The organism is Paraburkholderia sediminicola (assembly GCF_046026675.1).
Taxonomy (GTDB): Bacteria; Pseudomonadota; Gammaproteobacteria; order Burkholderiales; family Burkholderiaceae; genus Paraburkholderia; species Paraburkholderia sediminicola_F.
The window spans coordinates 3,434,624-3,453,672 of sequence record NZ_JAQQEY010000002.1 but is presented as its reverse complement, the minus strand read 5'-3'; the positions used below and the strand labels follow the sequence as shown (position 1 = coordinate 3,453,672).

Annotated in this window: 18 protein-coding genes and 1 pseudogene; 7 read left to right on the top strand and 12 right to left on the bottom strand. The window is 60.0% G+C overall.

Annotated features, from left to right (window positions below; translation table 11 throughout):
- Window positions 1-5 precede the first annotated feature (5 nt).
- The 5 genes from aroE to PQQ86_RS35150 are packed head-to-tail and all read right to left on the bottom strand — an operon-like array spanning window position 6 to window position 3,858.
- Window positions 6-839, bottom strand: a complete 834-nt coding sequence (aroE, locus tag PQQ86_RS35170; RefSeq protein ID WP_408277819.1) for a shikimate dehydrogenase — start codon at window positions 837-839, stop codon at window positions 6-8.
- Window positions 839-2,059 carry a CaiB/BaiF CoA transferase family protein gene (locus PQQ86_RS35165; protein WP_408277816.1) on the bottom strand — a complete coding sequence of 407 codons (1,221 nt, stop codon included), beginning with the start codon at window positions 2,057-2,059 and terminating at the stop codon, window positions 839-841. Before PQQ86_RS35165 ends, aroE begins: the two co-directional genes overlap by 1 nt.
- On the bottom strand, window positions 2,059-2,517 hold the full coding sequence (locus PQQ86_RS35160) for a MaoC family dehydratase (protein WP_408277813.1): 459 nt from the start codon (window positions 2,515-2,517) through the stop codon (window positions 2,059-2,061). Before PQQ86_RS35160 ends, PQQ86_RS35165 begins: the two co-directional genes overlap by 1 nt.
- Before the next feature lies 1 nt (window position 2,518).
- Complete coding sequence (locus PQQ86_RS35155) at window positions 2,519-2,911, bottom strand: VOC family protein (protein WP_408277811.1); 393 nt, start codon at window positions 2,909-2,911, stop codon at window positions 2,519-2,521.
- Window positions 2,908-3,858 (bottom strand): ketopantoate reductase family protein, encoded by a 951-nt coding sequence (locus PQQ86_RS35150; RefSeq protein ID WP_408277808.1) that lies wholly within the window; start codon window positions 3,856-3,858, stop codon window positions 2,908-2,910. The genes PQQ86_RS35155 and PQQ86_RS35150 overlap by 4 nt, the downstream gene beginning before the upstream one ends.
- A gap of 95 nt (window positions 3,859-3,953) precedes the next feature.
- On the opposite strand from PQQ86_RS35150, the gene PQQ86_RS35145 reads away from it, so the two are divergent.
- From PQQ86_RS35145 to PQQ86_RS35125, 5 genes and pseudogenes are all read left to right on the top strand, one after another.
- On the top strand, window positions 3,954-4,859 hold the full coding sequence (locus PQQ86_RS35145) for a LysR family transcriptional regulator (RefSeq protein WP_408277805.1): 906 nt from the start codon (window positions 3,954-3,956) through the stop codon (window positions 4,857-4,859).
- A gap of 260 nt (window positions 4,860-5,119) precedes the next feature.
- Complete coding sequence (locus PQQ86_RS35140; protein WP_408275686.1) at window positions 5,120-6,319, top strand: porin; 1,200 nt, start codon at window positions 5,120-5,122, stop codon at window positions 6,317-6,319.
- A 54-nt stretch (window positions 6,320-6,373) separates the two neighbouring features.
- A pseudogene (locus tag PQQ86_RS35135) lies at window positions 6,374-6,883 on the top strand (methyl-accepting chemotaxis protein); the annotation flags it as partial.
- A 199-nt stretch (window positions 6,884-7,082) separates the two neighbouring features.
- Window positions 7,083-7,757, top strand: a complete 675-nt coding sequence (locus tag PQQ86_RS35130; RefSeq protein ID WP_408277803.1) for a peroxiredoxin-like family protein — start codon at window positions 7,083-7,085, stop codon at window positions 7,755-7,757.
- A 79-nt stretch (window positions 7,758-7,836) separates the two neighbouring features.
- Window positions 7,837-8,559: an SDR family oxidoreductase gene (locus PQQ86_RS35125; protein WP_408277802.1), complete on the top strand. Its 723-nt coding sequence runs from the start codon at window positions 7,837-7,839 to the stop codon at window positions 8,557-8,559.
- On the opposite strand, the gene PQQ86_RS35120 is transcribed toward PQQ86_RS35125, so the two are convergent.
- Complete coding sequence (locus PQQ86_RS35120; RefSeq protein WP_408279436.1) at window positions 8,508-9,440, bottom strand: LysR family transcriptional regulator; 933 nt, start codon at window positions 9,438-9,440, stop codon at window positions 8,508-8,510. The two genes, PQQ86_RS35125 and PQQ86_RS35120, sit on opposite strands and share 52 nt — an antisense overlap.
- Window positions 9,441-9,871: 431 nt before the next feature.
- Between PQQ86_RS35120 and PQQ86_RS35115 the strand changes: the two genes are divergently transcribed.
- Window positions 9,872-10,975, top strand: a complete 1,104-nt coding sequence (locus tag PQQ86_RS35115; RefSeq protein WP_408277799.1) for an alkene reductase — start codon at window positions 9,872-9,874, stop codon at window positions 10,973-10,975.
- Between the two features lie 220 nt (window positions 10,976-11,195).
- Here PQQ86_RS35115 and PQQ86_RS35110 read toward each other — a convergent pair whose 3' ends face one another.
- The 4 genes from PQQ86_RS35110 to PQQ86_RS35095 all read right to left on the bottom strand — a co-directional run bounded on the left by PQQ86_RS35110 (window position 11,196) and on the right by PQQ86_RS35095 (window position 15,728).
- On the bottom strand, window positions 11,196-11,783 hold the full coding sequence (locus PQQ86_RS35110; RefSeq protein WP_408277797.1) for a PqiC family protein: 588 nt from the start codon (window positions 11,781-11,783) through the stop codon (window positions 11,196-11,198).
- Window positions 11,780-13,408: a PqiB family protein gene (locus PQQ86_RS35105; protein WP_408277794.1), complete on the bottom strand. Its 1,629-nt coding sequence runs from the start codon at window positions 13,406-13,408 to the stop codon at window positions 11,780-11,782. Before PQQ86_RS35105 ends, PQQ86_RS35110 begins: the two co-directional genes overlap by 4 nt.
- Window positions 13,401-14,678: a paraquat-inducible protein A gene (locus PQQ86_RS35100; RefSeq protein WP_408277791.1), complete on the bottom strand. Its 1,278-nt coding sequence runs from the start codon at window positions 14,676-14,678 to the stop codon at window positions 13,401-13,403. The genes PQQ86_RS35105 and PQQ86_RS35100 overlap by 8 nt, the downstream gene beginning before the upstream one ends.
- 453 nt (window positions 14,679-15,131) lie before the next feature.
- Entirely contained in the window at window positions 15,132-15,728 is a 597-nt protein-coding gene (locus tag PQQ86_RS35095) for a TetR/AcrR family transcriptional regulator (RefSeq protein ID WP_175050606.1), read from the bottom strand.
- 295 nt (window positions 15,729-16,023) lie between these two features.
- Between PQQ86_RS35095 and PQQ86_RS35090 the strand changes: the two genes are divergently transcribed.
- Window positions 16,024-16,686, top strand: a complete 663-nt coding sequence (locus PQQ86_RS35090; protein WP_408277788.1) for a DUF3313 domain-containing protein — start codon at window positions 16,024-16,026, stop codon at window positions 16,684-16,686.
- Between the two features lie 22 nt (window positions 16,687-16,708).
- On the opposite strand, the gene PQQ86_RS35085 is transcribed toward PQQ86_RS35090, so the two are convergent.
- Complete coding sequence (locus PQQ86_RS35085) at window positions 16,709-17,140, bottom strand: hypothetical protein (protein WP_408277785.1); 432 nt, start codon at window positions 17,138-17,140, stop codon at window positions 16,709-16,711.
- A 127-nt stretch (window positions 17,141-17,267) separates the two neighbouring features.
- Window positions 17,268-18,896, bottom strand: a complete 1,629-nt coding sequence (locus PQQ86_RS35080) for a methyl-accepting chemotaxis protein (protein ID WP_408279435.1) — start codon at window positions 18,894-18,896, stop codon at window positions 17,268-17,270.
- Window positions 18,897-19,049 lie beyond the last annotated feature (153 nt).

The following is a 19,049-nucleotide window of genomic DNA, read 5'->3' as shown; positions in this document are numbered from 1 at the left end:
CAAGCTCAATCGAGCGGAACGGTAAGCCTGTCGATTACGGCATGTGTTTGGGGTCGCACGCCGCGCCACCAGGCGAAGGCTTCCGCGGCTTGCTCCACCAGCATGCCGACACCGTCCGCGACGCTTACCACTCCCGCATTGCGTGCGAGTCTCAGGAAAGGCGTCAGTCGCTTGCCGTAGGCGAGTTCATAAGCCACACCCGTGGGGCTGAAAACGCTCGACGGAACCGGCGGCAACTCTCCCGTGAGGCTGGCCGATGTCGCATTGACCACCAGGTCGAAGCGTCCCATCGCTTCAAGCTCGCCGTAGCCGCAGGCGATCGGCGGACTCCCGGCAGCGGCTTGCGCCACCAGCGCCTTTACCTTGACGATGTCCCTGTTTGCAATGACCAGTTCAGCAGGGCGCGCCGCAAGGAACGGTAGCAATGCGCCACGCACCGCGCCTCCTGCGCCAAGAACCAGAACGCGCTTGCCGACCATCGGCAGGCTCAGGTTGACTTCGATGTCGCGCACCAGCCCGACACCATCGAAGTTCTCGGCAACGATCCGGCCGTCCCTGAAGCTCAGCGCGTTGGCCGCGCCAGCCAGGGCGGCGCGCTCGCTGCGCTCATCGGCGATCGCAAACGCCTTCAGCTTGAACGGCGCAGTCACGTTCATGCCCTTGCCGCCCGCCGCAGCGAACGTATGTACGGTCCCGGCGAAGGCATCCTGCGGCTCGGCTGGACCCTCGATGGCCGTATAGGACATGTCCTGCTGCGTCTCTTGCGCAAAGAGGCTGTGGATTAAAGGAGATTTCGTATGGCCGATTGGGTTGCCGATCACGGCGTACTGGTCAGTCATCACGGCCTCAGTTTTGAATACAGCACGCCATCGGTTTGCATTGCGTCGATTTCAGCGGCGCCGAAGCCGAGCGACTGCGCGACTTCCGCGTTGTGTTGACCGAGATCGGGCGCAACCTCGCGAATCGTCGTGTCGCAGTCGGAGAATCGGAACGGCAGGTTCGGCAGACGCAACTTCCCGTAACGCGGGTGCTCCTGCTCGACTATCATGCCTCGCGCGACGATCTGCGGATCGGTGAGCACTTCGTCGATGCGTTGCACCTTCGCACAAGGCACGTCAATGCTATCGAGCAGGGCTAGGACCTGTGCGACCGGCTTGCTGGCCACCCAGGGCTTCACGATGGACAGAATCTCCAACCGGTTCGTATTGCGTCCCGCGAGAGTGTGAAAACGCGTGTCGGTGCCGAAGCCAGTGGGGGCGCCATGCGCTTCGATCAGCGCTGCGAAGCGCTTCCACGCGTCGTCTACTTGCGCGGCGATCACAAGATCGCCATCAGCGGCACGGAACACGCCGTAGAGCGTCGACGTCGGCATGTCGTGACCGGTCTGTTCGGGGACGGCGCCTTGCATCGTGTAGCACTGCACCGCGTATTCGTGCATCGACACGAGCGTGTCATACAGCGCCATATCGATGTGCTGGCCCCGGCCGCTCTTCACGCGGCCGAGTAACGCTGCGTTGATCGCCGCCACCGCGTGGATGCCGGTGTACATGTCGCCGAGCGAGATACGCATTAGCGGCGGCGGCTCGCCGGGATTGCCGATCATCTGCATGATCCCGCTCTTCGCTTCGGCAATCAGGCCGAAGCCGGCGCGATGCGCGTCCGGTCCCGTATGGCCGTATGCCGAGATCGAGCAGTAGACGAGGCCCGGATTGCGCGCGGACAACTCGTCATAGCCGAGTCCGAGCTTGTTCAGCGCGCCGGGCCGATAGTTCTCGACAAACACGTCCGCCGAGTCGCACAGGCGTTGCATGAATTCCTTGCCGCGCGAGTCCTTCATGTTGACGCTCACGCCGCGTTTGCCCATGTTGAGCTGCAGGAAGTAGCCGCTCTGCTCATCATCGAGCACGGTGGCGTGCTGACGTCCAGCGTCCCCGCTGACCGGACGTTCGACCTTGATGACTTCGGCGCCGAGCGCGGCGAGGCATCGCCCGACATACGGACCGGCCAGGAAGTGGCTGTAGTCGACGACGCGAATACCTTCGAGAGGACGGGCTTGCATCAGAACGCTCCTGGTCGGCGCGGCACCATCAGACGATGCTCGCCGTGCTGGACAACCTGGCCGTTCTGATTGATCAGATCGGAGGGCAGCACGACGATGCCCCAGTCTGGACGGCTTTTGCTCGCGCGCATCGCGCCCACGCGGAATTTCACGTGCAGCAAATCGTTGACCTTGATCGGCAGGTTGAAATCCCACGTCCAGCCGAGCGACATACCCGGCAGGAAACGGTAATTGCTTTGGGTCTTGAGGCCATCGGCGATAGACAAGCCAAACAGGCCGTGTGCGACGATTGATCCGAAGTGGCTCGCGTTCGCGTATGCCTCGTCTACGTGGACCGGCGTGTGATCGCCAGTGAGATCGGCGTAGGCCAGGATGCGTTCTTTGGTCACCGTGTAAGTCGGGCTCACGCATTCGTCGCCTTCGCGGGCATCGTCCCAGTATTTATCGACGATCGTCATATCACACCTCCGCGCGCGGGTTGATGTCCAGTGCCCGCGCCACACACGAGGCGGGCTTAGCCTGAATCAGTTCGACGGCGAGTCCGTCCGGCAGGCGCAACCAGTTGCGTCCCTGCGGCATTTCGCTGACGTCGTATCGATGCGCGGCGGCGAGCGCCGCCTCCATGTCTTCGCACATCACGCCGAGATGGCCGAGCCGGCCTTCAGGTGCGTCATGGTTGGGGTTATGGATGAATTGCAGACCGCCGAGCGTCCAGTACTGCCGGGGTTCCTCGACAGTGCCGTCGATCTCGCGCATCGTCATGCCGAGCACGTCTTCGAAAAAACGGATATGCCAGTGAATATCTTTCACCCAGATGGCGACGTGCTCCAGATAGGCCTTGCTGCCGTTCATGCGGTTGTCTCCAGATGTTGCCGGTCGGTCATGGCGCGCTCGATGCCCTTGATGCAGGCCACCAGCGTCGCGTTGACCGGGGTCGGCACGCCGTGCCGTTGTCCCCAGCGCACGACCGCGCCGTTGATAAAGTCGATTTCGGTGATGGAGCCCTTCTCGAGGCTTTGCAACATCGAGGTCTTGAAGGCAGGGGAGAGTCCTTCTCCGGCAAGCGTCCACGGGCGTTCGGGATCGGTGGTGGAGAGCTTCACTCCGGCGGCGTGCGCGACCGCCATCGCCTCGGCGACCGCTGCGAGCGCGGTCGTCTTCAGAAGCGCTTCGTCGTAGAGTTGGCCGTACGTCAGGCCGGTGACACCGGTCAGCGCGCCAGTCGCGACATTGACCAGCAGCTTGTCCCACATCGTGCCGACGATGTTGTCGCTGACCGTGGTGGCCAGTCCTGCGGCGCAGAAGGTTTCGGCGAGTGCCGTCGTGCGGGAGGTAATCCGGCCGTCGAGTTCGCCGATGTAGGTGACCTTGCCGGCGACGCCTGACTCGATGTGGCCCGGGTTGCGCATCACGCCGCCAACGTACGTCTTGCCAGCCAGCACGCGCTCGCGTCCCACGATGCCGGCAAGCACATCCTCGTGCCCCAAGCCGTTCTGCAACGACAGGATCAGCGTTTCGGGTCCGATCAGCTCCAGTGCTCCGCGCATCGCGGCATCGGTGTGAAATGATTTGACCAGCACAACGACCAGATCGACGACGCCGGCCTCGGCCGCCTGCGTCGCCGCGCGGACCTTCACGCGACGGGAACCCTCCGCATCGTCCACCTGTAGACCATCACGCCTCATCGCCTCCACATGCACCGCCGAACGGTTCAGCAACCAGACCTCGTTGCCGCTTTCGGTCAGCGCCGCACCAATGGCACAGCCCAGCGCCCCCGCACCCAGAATCGCAATCTTCACTGCCGTCTCCTTAACTTGGAGACCAAGATACGAGCCGACGATCATATCGGCAATGCAATGAATACAATAACGTCATTGCGGAGGGCAATAATTCTATGAACTCGACCGAACTTCCTGATCTGAAACTTCTGCAGCTTTTCGACCTTCTGTACGATGCCCGCAGCGTCACGCGTGTGGCCGAGCAGCTCGGACAAAGTCAGCCGACGATTAGCATCTGGCTCGGGCGTTTGCGGGAGCATCTACAGGACCCGTTGTTCATACGTACATCGGGCGGTATGGCGCCGACGCCGCAAGCCGATGCGCTGATCGGTCCGTGCCGGGAGATTCTCGAATCGCTGCGACGCTTCGCTGCCTGGGAGATCGCGTTCGATCCAGCCACCGCGAAGCGGCGGTTCCGTATCTGCATGACCGACGCCAGCCACATAACGCTGCTGCCACGAATGCTGGCGCACGTGCGCGCACAAGCGCCGGGCCTACGCCTGGAAGCGACGAGGATTGACGGCAATACGGAACGGGCGCTGGAATCCGGTGAGGCCGACCTTGCGATCGGCCATGTGCCCTGGCTTGGCGGTGGGATTTACCAGCAGCAGCTATACCTGCAGGACTGGGTCTGTCTGGCGAATCGCCGTCACCCGAGGTTAGGCGCCAAACTCGGCCTGAAGCACTATCGCGTGGAGGGACATGTCGCCATCACCGCGGGGACGGGAGCGCAACTGCTCGAACAGGCGCTGGTGCGTGAGCATATCGAACGCGACGTGGTGCTGGAATTGCCGGGTTTCCTGGGGCTCGGGGCGATCATCAAGAGTACCGACCTGATCGCTACGCTGCCGCGACACATCGGTGAGACGCTGGCAAAGGTCAACGATCTGGCGGTCCACCCATGCCCGGTTCCCGTGGATGGTTTTGCCGTTCGGCAGCACTGGCACGCCAGATATCACCATGAAGCGGGCAACCGCTGGCTGCGTGGTCTGGTGGTGCAGTTGTTCGGAACCTCGAGTTGATCGGGCCGGTCACCCTGGCTCAACCAGAATTACACTATAAAAAAACTAACTAGATCGTACAAATGCGTATAAACCCCGAAAGACATCGGATCGTGTTTGAACGACACTGCGTGCTGATTTGGAGATCCAGGCGTCACTCAGTGCTCACCCCTCTTCGCATTTGCACCGGCATGCTGAGCCGGCTAGCTCTGCACACCTTGCGTTACCGGGGCGATTACTGGTGTTCGGGACTAAGAAAATATTTTTAAAGAGGAGCAGAAATGAAAAAGGTAATAGCAACCTCGGCCCTTGGGTTGGTCGCCCTCGGCGCGCACGCTCAGAGCAGTGTGACGCTGTACGGGATCGTCGATACGGGGATCGGTTATCAGAGCAGCCAGACGTCGCTCGGTTCGACGAGTGGCGGCCGCTCGGTGATCAAGATGGTGAACGGCATCTGGGCGGGCAGCCGCTTCGGCCTGAAGGGCTCCGAAGATCTGGGCGGCGGCACGAAGGCGATCTTCCAGTTGGAAGAGGGCTTTAACAGCGCAACCGGCGCACAGTCCGTCACCGGTCTGGCGTTCAACCGGCAGGCGTATGTCGGCGTGGCCAACGCCACCTACGGCTCGTTCACGGCCGGCCGTCAATACACGTCGTACTACACACTGCTGTCGCCCTATAGCCCGACCACGTGGCTGACGGGCGCATACGGCGCACACCCGGGCGATATCGATTCGCTGGATACGCTGTACCGCGCCAACAACTCGCTGGTGTACACGTCGCCGAGCATGTATGGCCTGACGGTGAGCGGTTCGTATTCGGTGGGCGGCGTGGCGGGCAGCACCAATGCCGGTTCGACGTATAGCGCGGCAATCCAGTACCTGAATGGTCCGTTCGGTATCGCGGCAGGCTACCAGCGCATCAATAACTCGACGCCTGGCGGCGGTGCGTGGGGTGCGGATTCCACGACGTCGAATGCGGGCGCGCAGGCGGGTGTGTCGGGCATCAATAACGGTTACCAGACGGCGCAGGCGCAGCAGCGCGTTGCGGTGACGGGCGGTTATGCGTTCAGCTCGCAATGGGACGTCTCGTTCTCGTATTCGAACGTGCAATACATCCCGGGCATCAACTCGAAGTTCCACAACGAGGCGATTTTCAACACCGCGGGTGCAGTGCTGCACTTCAAGCCGCTGACGGTGCTGGATCTGGCTGCGGGCTATAGCTATACGCGCGCAACGCAGTCGAATGGCATCTCGAGCTCGGCACGCTACCAGCAGTTCAACCTCTCGCAGTACTACAGCCTCTCCAAGCGCACCGGTCTGTACGCGCTGGAAGCCTATCAGCGTGCGGGTGGCCAGACGATCGGCACGAACGGCACGAGCATCATCAACGCAACGGCCGATATCGGCGACGGCCAGAACAGCGCGCCGTCTTCGTCACGCAGCCAGTTTGCTGCTGGCGTAGGCATCATCCACAAGTTCTAATCGACGGGTGGCGTGGCGGTGTCTGTCGACGCTGCCACGGCAATTCGCTTCGGGATCGCAACCGGTTCAGGCGAAATCGCACAAGGCAACCTCGATCTGTCCCAACGCACTGAGGAACAGGCGGCATCATTGCAGGAAACGGCTGCCAGCATGGAGCAGATTACGGCGACCGTTAAGCAGAACGCGGACAACGCAAGACAGGCAAACGGGCTCGCCAATGCAGCGACGGAGGCCATAGCGCGTGGCGGTTCGCGGTGCAGGAAGTAGTCGGGACGATGAAGCTGATCGAGAGCGAGTCGAAAAAGATCGCCGAGATCACCTCGGTTATCGAAGCCATTGCCTTTCAAACCAACATCCTCGCGCTCAACGCCGCTATCGAGGCAGCGCGGGCAGGCGAGGAGGGGCGGGGTTTTGCCGTAGTGGCCGGCGGTCCGCGCCCTTGCGTAACGCAGCGCCGCAGCCGCGAAAGATATCAAGAGCCTGATCCAGGCTTCGGTGGCGAATGTCAGCGGCGACACCCGGCTGGTCGAGGTAGCAGGCGGCCGCGGCTGCGGCGTCGCTCGACGAACAGGCGGGGCGCCTGCGCTCTGTGGTGGCGGTATTTCGGGTGGCCGGACAACAGGTTGTCGTCCATCTAGCCATCGCTTCCCATGCCCAGCAGGAATGACAGTTATGCACCCGCGCTGTCTTCTCCGTCGGTTTGCATTGGCAGACTATCCCTCCTACGCAATGTGCGTTAAACATCATGAGGAAGGAGATTGTCATGTCACTTCAAGCCAGGCTCGACGCATTCAAGGCCGATTTCAAAGGCGGCAAAGCCCCATTCTTTGCACCGCCGGAAATCCATCCGATCGTGGAACGTGCGACGGCCGAACTCGTGGCGTCCGGTCAGGCCGCGCGCGCTCTCAAAGCAGGCGACGTAGCGCCGGAATTTACCCTCAATGATCCGGAGGGAAAACCCGTGTCGTCTGTCGAAATGCTGAAGCAGGGGCCGCTCGTGATCAGCTTCTACCGTGGCGTATGGTGCCCGTATTGCAATCTTGAACTGACGGCCCTTGAAGAAGCGCTCCCGTCGTTCAAGGCCGAAGGTGCAACTCTGGTTGCGATCTCTCCGCAGAATGCCGTGAACAGCCGCAAATCGGTCCGCACCAACAAGCTGAACTTCCCGATCCTGAGCGACACGCACAACGATGTGGCCGCCGCATTCGGCATTCGCTTTGCTTTGCCCGACTATCTCGTGGATCTGTACAAGAGCCTCAAAAACGATCTGCCGGCGTTCAACGGAGACGATAGTTGGACGTTGCCGATGCCGGCGCGCTACGTGGTCGGGCAAGACGGAACGATCCTGTACTCGGAAGTTAACCCGGACTATACGCACCGTCCTGAGCCTCAGGATATGTTGCCGGTCCTCCGCAAGAAGGTTGCTTCGGCATCCTGATTCGGTCCTGCTTCGTTCCCGGCCGTGAACCGCCGGGAACGATTGGACAGGCAAGCCGGCACATCAATATCGAGGCAATATGAAATCACGTACTTTTCTTGTAACCGGTGCCAGCAAAGGCATCGGCAGAGCCGTCGCAGCGCGGCTGAATGCAGACGGGCACCGGGTTGTGGGACTGGCACGTCAGGCAGACGACCCCGGCTTCCCAGGAACGCTCGTGTCTGTCGACCTGTCCGACCGCGTGAAAACGCAGGCTACGCTCGATAGGCTTGTGGCGGAATACAAGTTCGACGGCCTGGTCAATAACGTTGGCCTCGTCAAGCCGCAGAGGCTGGGCGCCATCGATCTGGACACGCTTGACTCCGTCATGTCGCTCAATCTGCATCCAGCTATACAGGCGGCGCAGGCACTCCTGCCCAATATGAGCGCCCAAGGCTGGGGGCGGATCGTCAACATTACGAGCCTCACTGTCCTTGGCATCGTGGAGCGTACGGCCTATGCCGCCGCCAAGTCCGCCCTGGTGAGTTTTTCGCGCTCCTGGGCGCTTGAGTTGGCGACCACCGGCATCACGGTCAATTCCGTAGCGCCCGGCCCCACGGAAACCGAGCTGTTTAGAGCCAACAACGCGCCAGGAAGCGAAGGGGAGCAGCGCTATCTCGCCGCCGTCCCGATGAAACGCTTCGGCAAGCCAGACGAGATTGCTGGAGCCATCACTTTCCTGCTGTCCGACGACGCTGCTTTCATTACGGGTCAAACGTTGTTTGTCGATGGCGGCGCCTCGATCGGCAAGGCTTCAATCTGAGGGCCGAATAGCTCCTCGACCCAGGCGACGAAAGCGCGTGCCTTTGCACTGACCATGCGCCCACTGGGAAAAACTGCCCACAGGTCGATACCAGGCAATTCCCAATCGGGCAGCACGCGTTTAACGGCACCGCTTGCGAGTTCCGGCGTGAACATCCATTCCGAAGCGATCGCGACACCCATGTCAGCGAGCACGGCCGCGCGCACGCCTTCCGCCGCGTTCACGCGGACGCGCCCGGCCACGACAATGGCCGTCTCCGAATTGCCTTGCCTGAACGACCACACGCTTCCGCCGCCGCTCTGCTCATACACGATCGCCTGATGCGATAGCAGATCCGCAGGAACCCGCGGTTCGCCGGCTTTTGCGAACCAGGCCGGCGTGCCGACGACGCAACGCCGACCGTGAGTGACCTTGCGTGCAGTCATGTTCGAGTCACCGAGCACCCCCATCCTGAGTGCAACGTCGATGCCGCGTTCCAGCAGATCGATGTTTTCATCGTCGAGCACGATGTCGATGTTGAGTTCAGGGTGTCGATCAAGAAATGTCTGGAGCCGCGGAAGGATGTGAATTCGCGCAAAGGTCACCGCTGCTGAAATCCTGAGACGACCCGAGAGGGCGCCAGCCGATCCTCTTGCCGCAACCTCGGCCTCGTCCGCCTCTTCGATCGCCCGTTTTGCGCGCTCGTAAAATGCGTGGCCCGCTTCGGTCGGCGTCAGCCCGCGCGTCGAGCGGAGCAGCAGTCGAACTGCGAGCCGCTCTTCGAGTTGCGCGATGGACTTGGAAACGGCGGGCTGCCCAACGTTCAGCAGCCGCGCTGCCGCCGAAAAAGAGCCAGACTCCACCACACACACAAACGTTTCCATCGCTGTCAGTCGGTCCACGGTCGTCCCTCCTGGAACAGATGTTTGGGGCTCGTGCGTCGCACCTTCAAACACGCGCGACGAAACCTGCTTGCCGGAAGATACACCACCGCGCCACGCTGTTTTCCGTAGCGCCGGCATAGCACTCATTCCGCACAGGCATACGGAACGCGTTCTTATCCTCAGCGCCTTCCCTTGCGCCGTAAGCCGTTCACCGACCGGGATGAGGTCTGCCCGATATGCCCCAGGAGAATGACTGTTATGCAGTCGCCCTGCCTACCCTGGCCCGTTCAATTCAACGACGATGCTTCTGTGTCTGGCGAACTGCTACCGGGCGCTCGTCTGACAGCAAATCGCCGTTGTGGCTCGCCGCCGCAGCCGCAAGAGCCATCGAACGTATTACCGCGCTCGTACCGCGAGCCGGTACTAACTGATCCGCAAGGAGTAACTCCATGAGCAAGCTATTTTCAGCCGTCAAAGTAGGCCCTTACACGCTTTCCCATCGCGTCGCGATGGCGCCATTGACACGCATGCGTTCGGAGTCCGGCGACGTGCCGGGCGATCTGATGGTTGAGTACTACACGCAGCGCGCAACCGAAGGTGGTCTTATCGTCACGGAGGCAACCCCCGTTTCGGTACAGGGTTACGGCTATGCAATGGCCCCGGGAATCTACTCAGACGATCAGATCGCGGGGTGGCGCCGGATCACGGATGCCGTGCACGCCAAAGGCGCTCGCATCTTCCTTCAGTTGTGGCATGTCGGCCGTCAGTCTCACCCCGATCTTCAGCCCGGTGGCGCGGCGCCCGTCGCTCCGTCTGCGCTGAAAGCCGAAGGCCATGCGTATTCGGTGAACGGCGAAGTCGAATTCGCGATGCCCCGTGCGCTTGATTTGCACGAAATCCCCGCCATTATCGAGGACTTCCGCAGGGGTGCCGAGCGGGCACTGCGCGCGGGCTTCGACGGTGTGGAGCTGCACGGTGCAAACGGCTACTTGCCGGACCAGTTTCTCCAGGACGGCTCGAATGCTCGCACCGACGAGTACGGCGGACCGATTGAAAATCGCGCCCGTTTCTTTCTCGAAGTGACGGATGCGCTGATTTCGGTGTGGGGAGCGGATCGGGTTGGCGTGCGCATTGCGCCGAGCGGCACCTATGGCTCGATGCATGACAGTGATCCGGAAACCACCTTCGGTTACGTGACGGAGCAGTTGGATAAGCGTGGCATCGGTTATCTCCACGTGGTCGAGCCACGCATCAAGGGCACGGAGACGATCGGCGAAGTTCTCGATCCGGTCGCGGCGCGCCGTCTGCGCCCGAAGTTCACGGGCACGCTAATCGCTGCAGGTGGTTTCACGAAAGAGACTGCGGACGCGATCATCGAAGCGGGCCATGCGGACATCGTAGCGTTTGGTCGCCACTTCATCGCCAACCCCGATCTGCCCGAGCGCCTGCGGTTGAATTTGCCACTCAACCGGTACGACCGTAGTACCTTTTATGGCGGCGACGCACGCGGTTACACCGACTATCCGTTCCATGCTGAAACGCAGGCGGAGTAAGTCTTCACGCCACCATTCGGACCCGGAAGGGCGGATTCCGGTACTTGAGTCCCTTCATGCAAGTACGGCCTGAACGACGCAGCGACCGATGCTAACGTAGTGCCGGTCGCTGCGCTATCCGCTTCGGCATGGCAGGGTGAGGGGTTCCAATCTACCTTGCGATCTTCATGAAAAGCTGGTGAGCGTATTCTCCTGACGCGAAAGCGCGCACCTGACGCTTTCATAGTCGCAAAGCCGATTGCGTCGCCGCGGCGATATCCTTCGCTACAGACAACAGGGCTTGACTGTGTGCTTTGACCAGGGCGTCATAACCAGAGCCGACGGCGGTCCGACGAACGACAGAGCGCCCTGCAATCTGCTTTCCTCCGTTTGGAGGACGCACCGACCAGATAACGATCAGCATCACGGTACCGTCCGCCGATGAATCGAAGTTCTGCACGTCAACCGTTACGCGGTAAGCGCCATCGTTCGCGCGCTGTGGAACAGTCGATACGACCACCCCCGGAATGATCTCCGCCAGATCCGCAGCGAGTACGCGGGGAATCTGACTCTTCAATGGATCGGCCCAGCGCGCAAACTCGTCGATACGGACGCGGTTCGCGTCGAGCTTCGTGACTATTTGCGAGCGATCGACCAGTTCGGGAACCGTAACCAGATCGATCGCGATTGCAATCGGACTCGCGCCTGGCGACTGTTCAATATGCTGGACTGCGCTCAATGTATAGAACGCCGGCGTCGGTGACGTTGCGCACCCGGCGGCAAGAACAAGCGCGATCATCGACACAGGTAATACTGACCGCCGGCTCATGGCTTGTCCTCGGTTTTGCCACGGATCAGCGCTTCGGGATGACGTTCGAGGTATTCCGCAAGCGAACGGACCGAGGCGGCAGCCCGCGAGACCTCGCGCATGGTGTCGTTGGTACTTTGCTGTAAAGGTGAATCGCTCTGCATCGTGCGATTGACGGACGCGAGTGCTTCACGAGCCGCGGCCATCGTCGTTTTTGCGTCTGGCGCAATATCCGTATTGATCGTATTCAACAGCGTGTCCGCATCACCCAGTGTCTTGCGCAAGTCTGTGGCTATTCCTTCAAACGGAATACGGTTCAGCTTCGCGACGAGATCGGTAATGGATTCCTGAAGCCCCTGCAGATTGCCTGGCACGGTGGGCAATTGCGGCGTCTTTTTACTCCAGTCCATGGTCACTTTCGGCGCGGAGGGGAAGAAATCGATCGCGATGTACAGTTGTCCGGTCAGCAGGCTTGCTGTCCTCAGTTGTGCCCGTAGCCCCTTTGAGATCAGGTAGTCCGCGAATTCCTTTCGCGCCGAGGATATCTGGCTGCCTTGATCCTGCCATTCTTCGCGTGGGATGAGGCGCTCCGGGAAAATGTTGACTTCAACCGGGATACTGAATTCCCGTGTAGCTGGGTCGAAGTGTGTGTTGATTCCCGATACCTCGCCAATGACGATCCCGCGGAAGTCGATGGGTGCTCCCACGGTAAGCCCACGCACAGACTCCTTGAAGTTCAACACGTACTTGTCGGTGATTGAGTCATGCCGCTTCATCGCTTCTGTTCGATTGAGGAAAAGCGGGTACTGGTGCAGGGAATCGGCTTCAACCCTGGTCTTTGTGTCGGGTGGATTCTCGAATGCAAGGCCACCAATCAGGATCGATACCAATGATTCGGTGTCCACTTTCACGCCCGTCGTATCCACGGTCACATCGAAGCCGCTTGCATGCCAGAAGCGGGTGTCGTTCGTCACGTACTTGTCGTAAGGCGCATTGACAAAGACGTGGACGATCATCCCCGCGCCTTCGGGATCGAGTGCGTAAGAGACGATCTGGCCAACCTGAAGCCTTCTGAAGAACACCGGCGAGCCGATATCGAGTGAGCCGAGGTTTTCACTTTTAAGCACGAACTCCCGCCCCGGCGCACCGGAAGCGAGTACTGGCGGTGACTCGAGTCCGACGAAATCGCGTCGCGCCTTTTGCGATGTGCCGATATCCATTCCGACGTGGGAACCGGACAACAACGTGCCGATGCCCGATACCGTGCCGCCCGATATACGCGGTCGAACGACCCAGAAGCGGGTATCGTCGACGAGCATGCTGGAAGCGTTGCGGGACATTTCGGCGCTTGCAAGCACCGTCTTGTGATCGTCTGAGAGTTCAACGTTCCTGATTACGCCAATATCGACGTTCTTGAACTTGATCTTCGTCTTGCCGGCCTCAATACCCTCGCCAGTGGAAAACCTGATCGTGATGGTCGGGCCTGTTTGCATGACGGACTTCACGGCCAGCCAACCGGCGATCAGCATGGCGACAACGGGCACCAGCCACACGAGCTGCAAGCGCCACTTCGAATGTTTGACCGCAACGACGCTCGGAAAACCGGACGTATCCTGATCATCTTTCTGTCCGGGCAATTCATTCACGTTCTGACTCCACTGCGTCCCAGATGAGCCGCGGGTCGAACGACAACGCGGCGAACATGGTCAACACGACTACCGCGCCGAAGGCAATCGATCCGGGACCTGCGTCGATTGTTGCGATCGAACCGAATTGCACGAACGCGACGAGGATGGTGATCACGTAAATATCGAGCATCGACCAGCGACCGACAAACTCAATCACTCGATAAATACGCGTGCGTTGGTGGGGAATTCGCGGAGAGCGCAACTGGGTACTCCACGCGAGATAGGCTAATGAAAGAATCTTGAGCACTGGCACTACGATGCTTGCGATGAAAACGATTGTTGCCAGCAACCACGACCCGGAGGTCCAGAGCAATACGACGCCGCTCAGGATCGTGTCGGAGCGGGCGCCGAATAAGGTACTGGTGACCATGACCGGCAGGAGAATGGCGGGGATGTAAAGGACCATGGCGGCGAACAGGAATGCCCACGTGCGAACCAGGCTATTGGGTTTGCGCGAGTGCAGCACTGCGCCACAACGTGGGCAGATTCCGGCGTGGACATGGGGGAAAAGCGGCTTTGAGAGCAGGCCGCAATCGTGACAGGCGAATAGACCAGCGCGCGCGGCGGTCGCCACGGTGATATCGGCATTCTGCGCGTGTGACATGCCGACATCGCGTCGTATTGTGTCGATACGCGCCCATAGTTCACGGGGGTTAAACGCAACAGTCGCTGCGGCAAGCAGAACCATCACGGCTCCGAATGCCCACGCACCCACCCCGGGGACGACTGTCGCGATGTGCTGGAGTTTGACGAGCGCGATCAGCATGCCCACCATCAGCACTTCGATCATTGCCCATGGCGCAACGTGCCGCAGCACACGAAGAACGATTTCAGGTTTGTGCGGAAATCCGCCTGTATGCAACGGCAGGAGAAGATAGATCACCGCTGCTATATTCAATGAAGGCATCAGAAGTGTTGTTACGAACACAAGGCCCGCGATGGGCCACATGCCATCGGCGTAAAGCGCGGACGCTGCGCCGAAAAGAGTGGTTTCGACAGATGTCCCATTGACCCAGAGTTCAAAAATCGGAAAGCGGTTGGCAACAGCGAAGAGGATCGCCGCGGCCAAGGTAAACGCCAATGCCCAGTCTTGCGACATCGGCACGCTTCGGTATCGGTAGAGTGCAGCACCACACCGTTGACATCGTGCGGTACCGCGCTCAACGAGCGGCGTTTCTCGCTGAAGGAAGTCACATTCGTGACATGCGATCAAGTTGTCTCTATTCATCTTCTGCATCCGCTCGTGGAAACACGATCCTGAATCGCCCCAATCTGACTTTCGGGGTGAGGGTCGTAAGGAAGTAGACATTGGCCAACTCGACGGACTGGGCCCGATTGGCCGTTGTCTTCACACGTATCTTTCTGGGAGATCCCAGAGCTGACGATTCAGGTGAGGCCTCAGCGTAGCACTGCAAATACAGAATGTAAACCGGATAGACGGTTTGTATTGTACGGAAAATTCCACTGAAACCAGGGTAATGCGCACGCGTTAGAAGTGTTGCGCTCCCGACGTAACGGGGCGAGGCGGCGCGCGAAAGGGGGCGTATGAAAACGCCCCCTTTCGCCTAAAGGGATGTGATTGATACGCGGCCGCGCTGTCTCGAACGATACGTTCGGCGTAGCCTGACTATTCAGTCAACGCTCGCCGATCACGTCGTTCCCCGGCTCACGCCAGCGGCGGTTAGCGGGCCGACCGCTTACGAGGCTTGGGTTGTGGAACCTGCGCCGGCCAACTTTCTTCGTCAAGAAGACGGTCGAATAGTCTGTTCCGTGCCGAATTGCTCAATTGCGACAGCCCCATCAAAGAATGAAATGCGAGACCGCTGGCCGCAAAGTATCGCAACAATGACAAGTCGAGGTCAGGCGCCTCATCCTGCAACGCCTTCATTTTTGCCGTGTCAGACGCCTTGATGCTTTCGAGCAATTCAGGGCTCTCGACGAGCGCTGCAAGAATAGCCCGTGCCACGGAATGTGGCTGATTCGAGGATTCCCGGTACATTGCAATCTGGGCTGCAAGCGTTGGCTCCGCCTTTGACGCGCCTTCTTTCGCGATATATTCGCGTCCGATTTGCTCGAACTGAATCTGATGCTGTTCCAACAGCGCGCACAGCACCCCGTGCTTGGTGCGGAACTGGTGAAGCAGTCCACCCTTGCTGATACCACTTTCACGCGACAGCGAATCGAACGTAAGCCCGCCCACACCGTCTCGGGTGAGGATGGTGAAAGCGGCAGCAATCGCTTTTTTGCGGGAAATCTCCGAGCGGGTCTGGTTATCCATTATCGATATTGATGACGTTGCGACGATTGCAGCGCGCACCGGATCCGCTGGCGCGCCTCTCTTCTGTTTGTGAACAAATAGCCGGCTGCAACGCACTGCTGGCGAGCGGTCTACGTACCGCAGGCTGAGCAGGCGTTTTCCTGACGAAGCGCAATTGTACGCCCTCGATTTTTCAATGTACAGACCGTCTGGACGGTTTACATCTTATTCTGCCAGTGCTACTGTGGCGACCTGATCAGTTCTCGCCTGAACTGAGCGCCACCTGGCACTTAACTGGGCTTTCGAGGAAACCTAAATGTTCAAGAACAAACTAGTCCCGCTTCTTTTCACCGGAGTAGCGGTGCTAACCCTGACAGCGTGTGCCGGCGTGCAACCGGTGGCCTACACGGGCATCGCATCGTCGTCGCAATTGAAACAGAATCGTGATGACGACTCCGGCAAGGTTCCCTACAAGTACGCCACTTCAGTTGCCTGGCCCCAATACACGCAGGTGATACTGGACCCGGTCACCGTGTATCAAGGCAGCGACAACCAGTTCGGTGACCTGAAAGAGGCCGACAAGGCAGGGCTCGCCGATTACATGGGGAAGACGTTCTCCGAGAAACTCGCGAAACGGTTCAGCGTTGCGACGCATGCAGGCCCCAATACGTTGCGGGTCAAGCTGACACTAACAGGCGCCGAAAAGACGACGTTACTCGTCGGCCAGTTCATGCATTTCGACCTTGCGGGCAATCTCTATAACGGCGTACAGGCAGTCCGCGGGGGGCAGGGGGCCTTCAGCGGCTCGGTTACCTACTCTGTGGAGGTCTTTGACGGCACCAGCGGCCGTCTGCTGAAGGCCTACGTCTCGAAGCAGTATCCGAATGCCATGAATCTGCCGGCGGCCTTTGGTTCGTTGGGGGCCGCGAAGACCGGCCTCGACAAGGGCGCTGATGCCCTGGTGGAACAGCTTCGTTAAGCGGTCTGTCTGTCGCCCAGCGCTAGCGCGATTTTCGCAAACTGGCCATGATCGTATTGATCTGTGTGTCGAAGTGTTCGAACCACACCTGCGTTGCTTCCAACTGCGCGATGACCTCCCGAAAGTGCGCTTCACTCGCTTCGACGGCGAACTCAGCATCGGCAATCGTCTCGGGGGCAGTCTGCGGACCAATCGCTAGCGCGGCGAGCGACTCGATCTCGCCGCGGGCGCTATGAGTCTGAGCCGTGAGTTCAGTCAGTAACGCCCTCAACATTTGCAACTGGTCGTGCCAACCGCTCTCTGAACGATGCAGTTCCTTGGCAAAAAGACTGACGTCGGTGCCGGGGGAAATGTTTGTCAGGGCGGCGGTACTCTGTCGCAGATGTTCCAGCACGGCGAGACAACCCTCGGCGCGCTCGATCAGCCCCTTCGCCTGATCATGCGCTTCAGTCATCCGCGCTTTGAGCGCCGTGGCGCGAGCGCAAAGCCGCGCCTGTAGGACAAACGTCTGCGGATTCACCTGTAAGTGTCCATCTGAAGGAGTTCGTGGATCGCGATGGATAACGCGTCTATGGGGGTGCTCAACGCGTTGCCATCGCGAGATCGCGACGGACGGTCGACGCATGGCTTCCGACGGCGCGCGCAGGCGTTCGTGTGGACTCCGTGTCCGTCGTACTGAACACCAGAACGGCGTCCAGCAGCTTCGAAGACTGCTCCTCGAGGGATTGCGCCGCTGCGGCAGCCTGCTCGACAAGTGCCGCGTTCTGCTGGGTCACGTCATCCATTTGTGTCACGGCCTGGTTGACCTGCTCGATACCCCGGCTCTGTTCCTCCGAAGCGGCGGCGATTTCCCCCACAATGTCGGCGACCTGCCTGATCGCCTGCTTGACCTGTCCTATGGTGACGCCCACGTCGGCCGCCTGCTTTGAGCCGCCCTGGATCATCGCAACGGACCTGCTGATCAACTCCTTGATTTCCCGTGCAGCAGTGGCCGAGCGCTGCGCAAGACTGCGAACCTCGCTGGCGACGACCGCAAAACCACGGCCCTGCTCACCGGCCCGCGCCGCCTCGACTGCCGCATTCAGCGCAAGGATATTGGTCTGAAATGCGATCCCCTCGATGACGCTCGTGATATCGCGGATCTTGCTGGAGCTTTCACTGATCCGGCCAATGCTTGCCACCATGTCCTGCACCGCCTGGTTGCCGGCGTGCGCCATGTCCGTTGCTCCCGAGGCCAGTGCGTTCGCCTGACGGGCATTGTCTGCGTTCTGCCTGACGGTCTCGGTCAACTGCGTCATGCTGGCTGCGGTTTCCTCCAGCGACGCTGCCTGCTCCTCTGTCCGCGCGGACAGGTCGAGATTGCCACTGGCGATTTCGCGTGAAGCGACCGTGACCGACTCGGCCGAGGCCTTGATGCCGCGAACGGTATCGCTGAGTTTGCCGTCCATGGTTTTCAACGCGTCGAGCAGCAGTCCGAATTCACCGCGTATATCGACGGTAATCCGGTTTTCGAGCTTGCCCTCAGCGATCCGGTTGGCGATGTTGACTGCCCGGTCAAGTGGCCGGGTAATCACGCGCATAAGGTAAATCGACATGCCGCCCGCAATCAGTACGCCTGTGCTGAGGAGCGCGACGGTCACCATGAGCAGCGTTTTGTAGGTCGATTCACCGTCGTCGGCAAACTGCTTTGCCTCGAGTACATTTATTTTCGTGTCGTCGCTCAATGCCAGATTCAATACGTCAGCGAGATCCCCAGTGCTGCTGATCAGGTCCGATGCCGCATCGAATTTTCCGGCTTTCAGAAGCGTAATGATATTGCCTGTCTGCGTAATTAATTCCTTGAGCGCGCGGTCCGCCCGGTCGGCGGCCTCACGTTCGCTCGGGCTCGATACCGCTGCCGGATAGTATTGCGGCCAGAGCTTGTCGATATTGGCGAGTTCGCTCAGAACAATCGGTAATATTTTGTCGACTGCGGCGGGCGTTTTGTCGATCTGAATGCGTCTGAGCTTGACCCTGATGTTCAGTTGCGCCGCACGTACCTCGGAGATCTGCGCAAGCGGAACTACGGTGCCCCCGTATGTCTCGCTCATGTTCGCGTTCAGTCTTGCGAGCCCAACGATCGCCATCACGCCCATCGCGGCCATCAGCGTGATGCAGGCGCCGAGGACGACAATGATCTTGAACCGGATGGTGTAGACGAATTTATTCATTTTGTTTACCTTCAGGACGCTTTCAGGGGACATGGTGTTGCGCCAAAGGAATTGGCGGCGCCTCATTGGGTATACGGCGACGTTGAGATGTGGCTTGATGTCAGGATTTCCTGATTTTTGGCTAGGCATATCCTGCACGTCCACGTTGCGGTT

Bases quoted from the DNA above. Each gene is read 5' to 3' on its own strand.
- aroE (WP_408277819.1), bottom strand. From the start codon at position 839: ATGACTGACCAGTACGCCGTGATCGGCAACCCAATCGGCCATACGAAA.
- PQQ86_RS35095 (WP_175050606.1), bottom strand. From the start codon at position 15,728: ATGGATAACCAGACCCGCTCGGAGATTTCCCGCAAAAAAGCGATTGCT.
- PQQ86_RS35145 (WP_408277805.1), top strand. From the start codon at position 3,954: ATGAACTCGACCGAACTTCCTGATCTGAAACTTCTGCAGCTTTTCGAC.
- PQQ86_RS35130 (WP_408277803.1), top strand. From the start codon at position 7,083: ATGTCACTTCAAGCCAGGCTCGACGCATTCAAGGCCGATTTCAAAGGC.
- PQQ86_RS35115 (WP_408277799.1), top strand. From the start codon at position 9,872: ATGAGCAAGCTATTTTCAGCCGTCAAAGTAGGCCCTTACACGCTTTCC.
- PQQ86_RS35080 (WP_408279435.1), bottom strand. From the start codon at position 18,896: ATGAATAAATTCGTCTACACCATCCGGTTCAAGATCATTGTCGTCCTC.
- PQQ86_RS35125 (WP_408277802.1), top strand. From the start codon at position 7,837: ATGAAATCACGTACTTTTCTTGTAACCGGTGCCAGCAAAGGCATCGGC.
- PQQ86_RS35140 (WP_408275686.1), top strand. From the start codon at position 5,120: ATGAAAAAGGTAATAGCAACCTCGGCCCTTGGGTTGGTCGCCCTCGGC.
- PQQ86_RS35155 (WP_408277811.1), bottom strand. From the start codon at position 2,911: ATGAACGGCAGCAAGGCCTATCTGGAGCACGTCGCCATCTGGGTGAAA.
- PQQ86_RS35160 (WP_408277813.1), bottom strand. From the start codon at position 2,517: ATGACGATCGTCGATAAATACTGGGACGATGCCCGCGAAGGCGACGAA.
- PQQ86_RS35165 (WP_408277816.1), bottom strand. From the start codon at position 2,059: ATGCAAGCCCGTCCTCTCGAAGGTATTCGCGTCGTCGACTACAGCCAC.
- PQQ86_RS35090 (WP_408277788.1), top strand. From the start codon at position 16,024: ATGTTCAAGAACAAACTAGTCCCGCTTCTTTTCACCGGAGTAGCGGTG.
- PQQ86_RS35100 (WP_408277791.1), bottom strand. From the start codon at position 14,678: ATGAATAGAGACAACTTGATCGCATGTCACGAATGTGACTTCCTTCAG.
- PQQ86_RS35110 (WP_408277797.1), bottom strand. From the start codon at position 11,783: ATGAGCCGGCGGTCAGTATTACCTGTGTCGATGATCGCGCTTGTTCTT.
- PQQ86_RS35085 (WP_408277785.1), bottom strand. From the start codon at position 17,140: ATGACTGAAGCGCATGATCAGGCGAAGGGGCTGATCGAGCGCGCCGAG.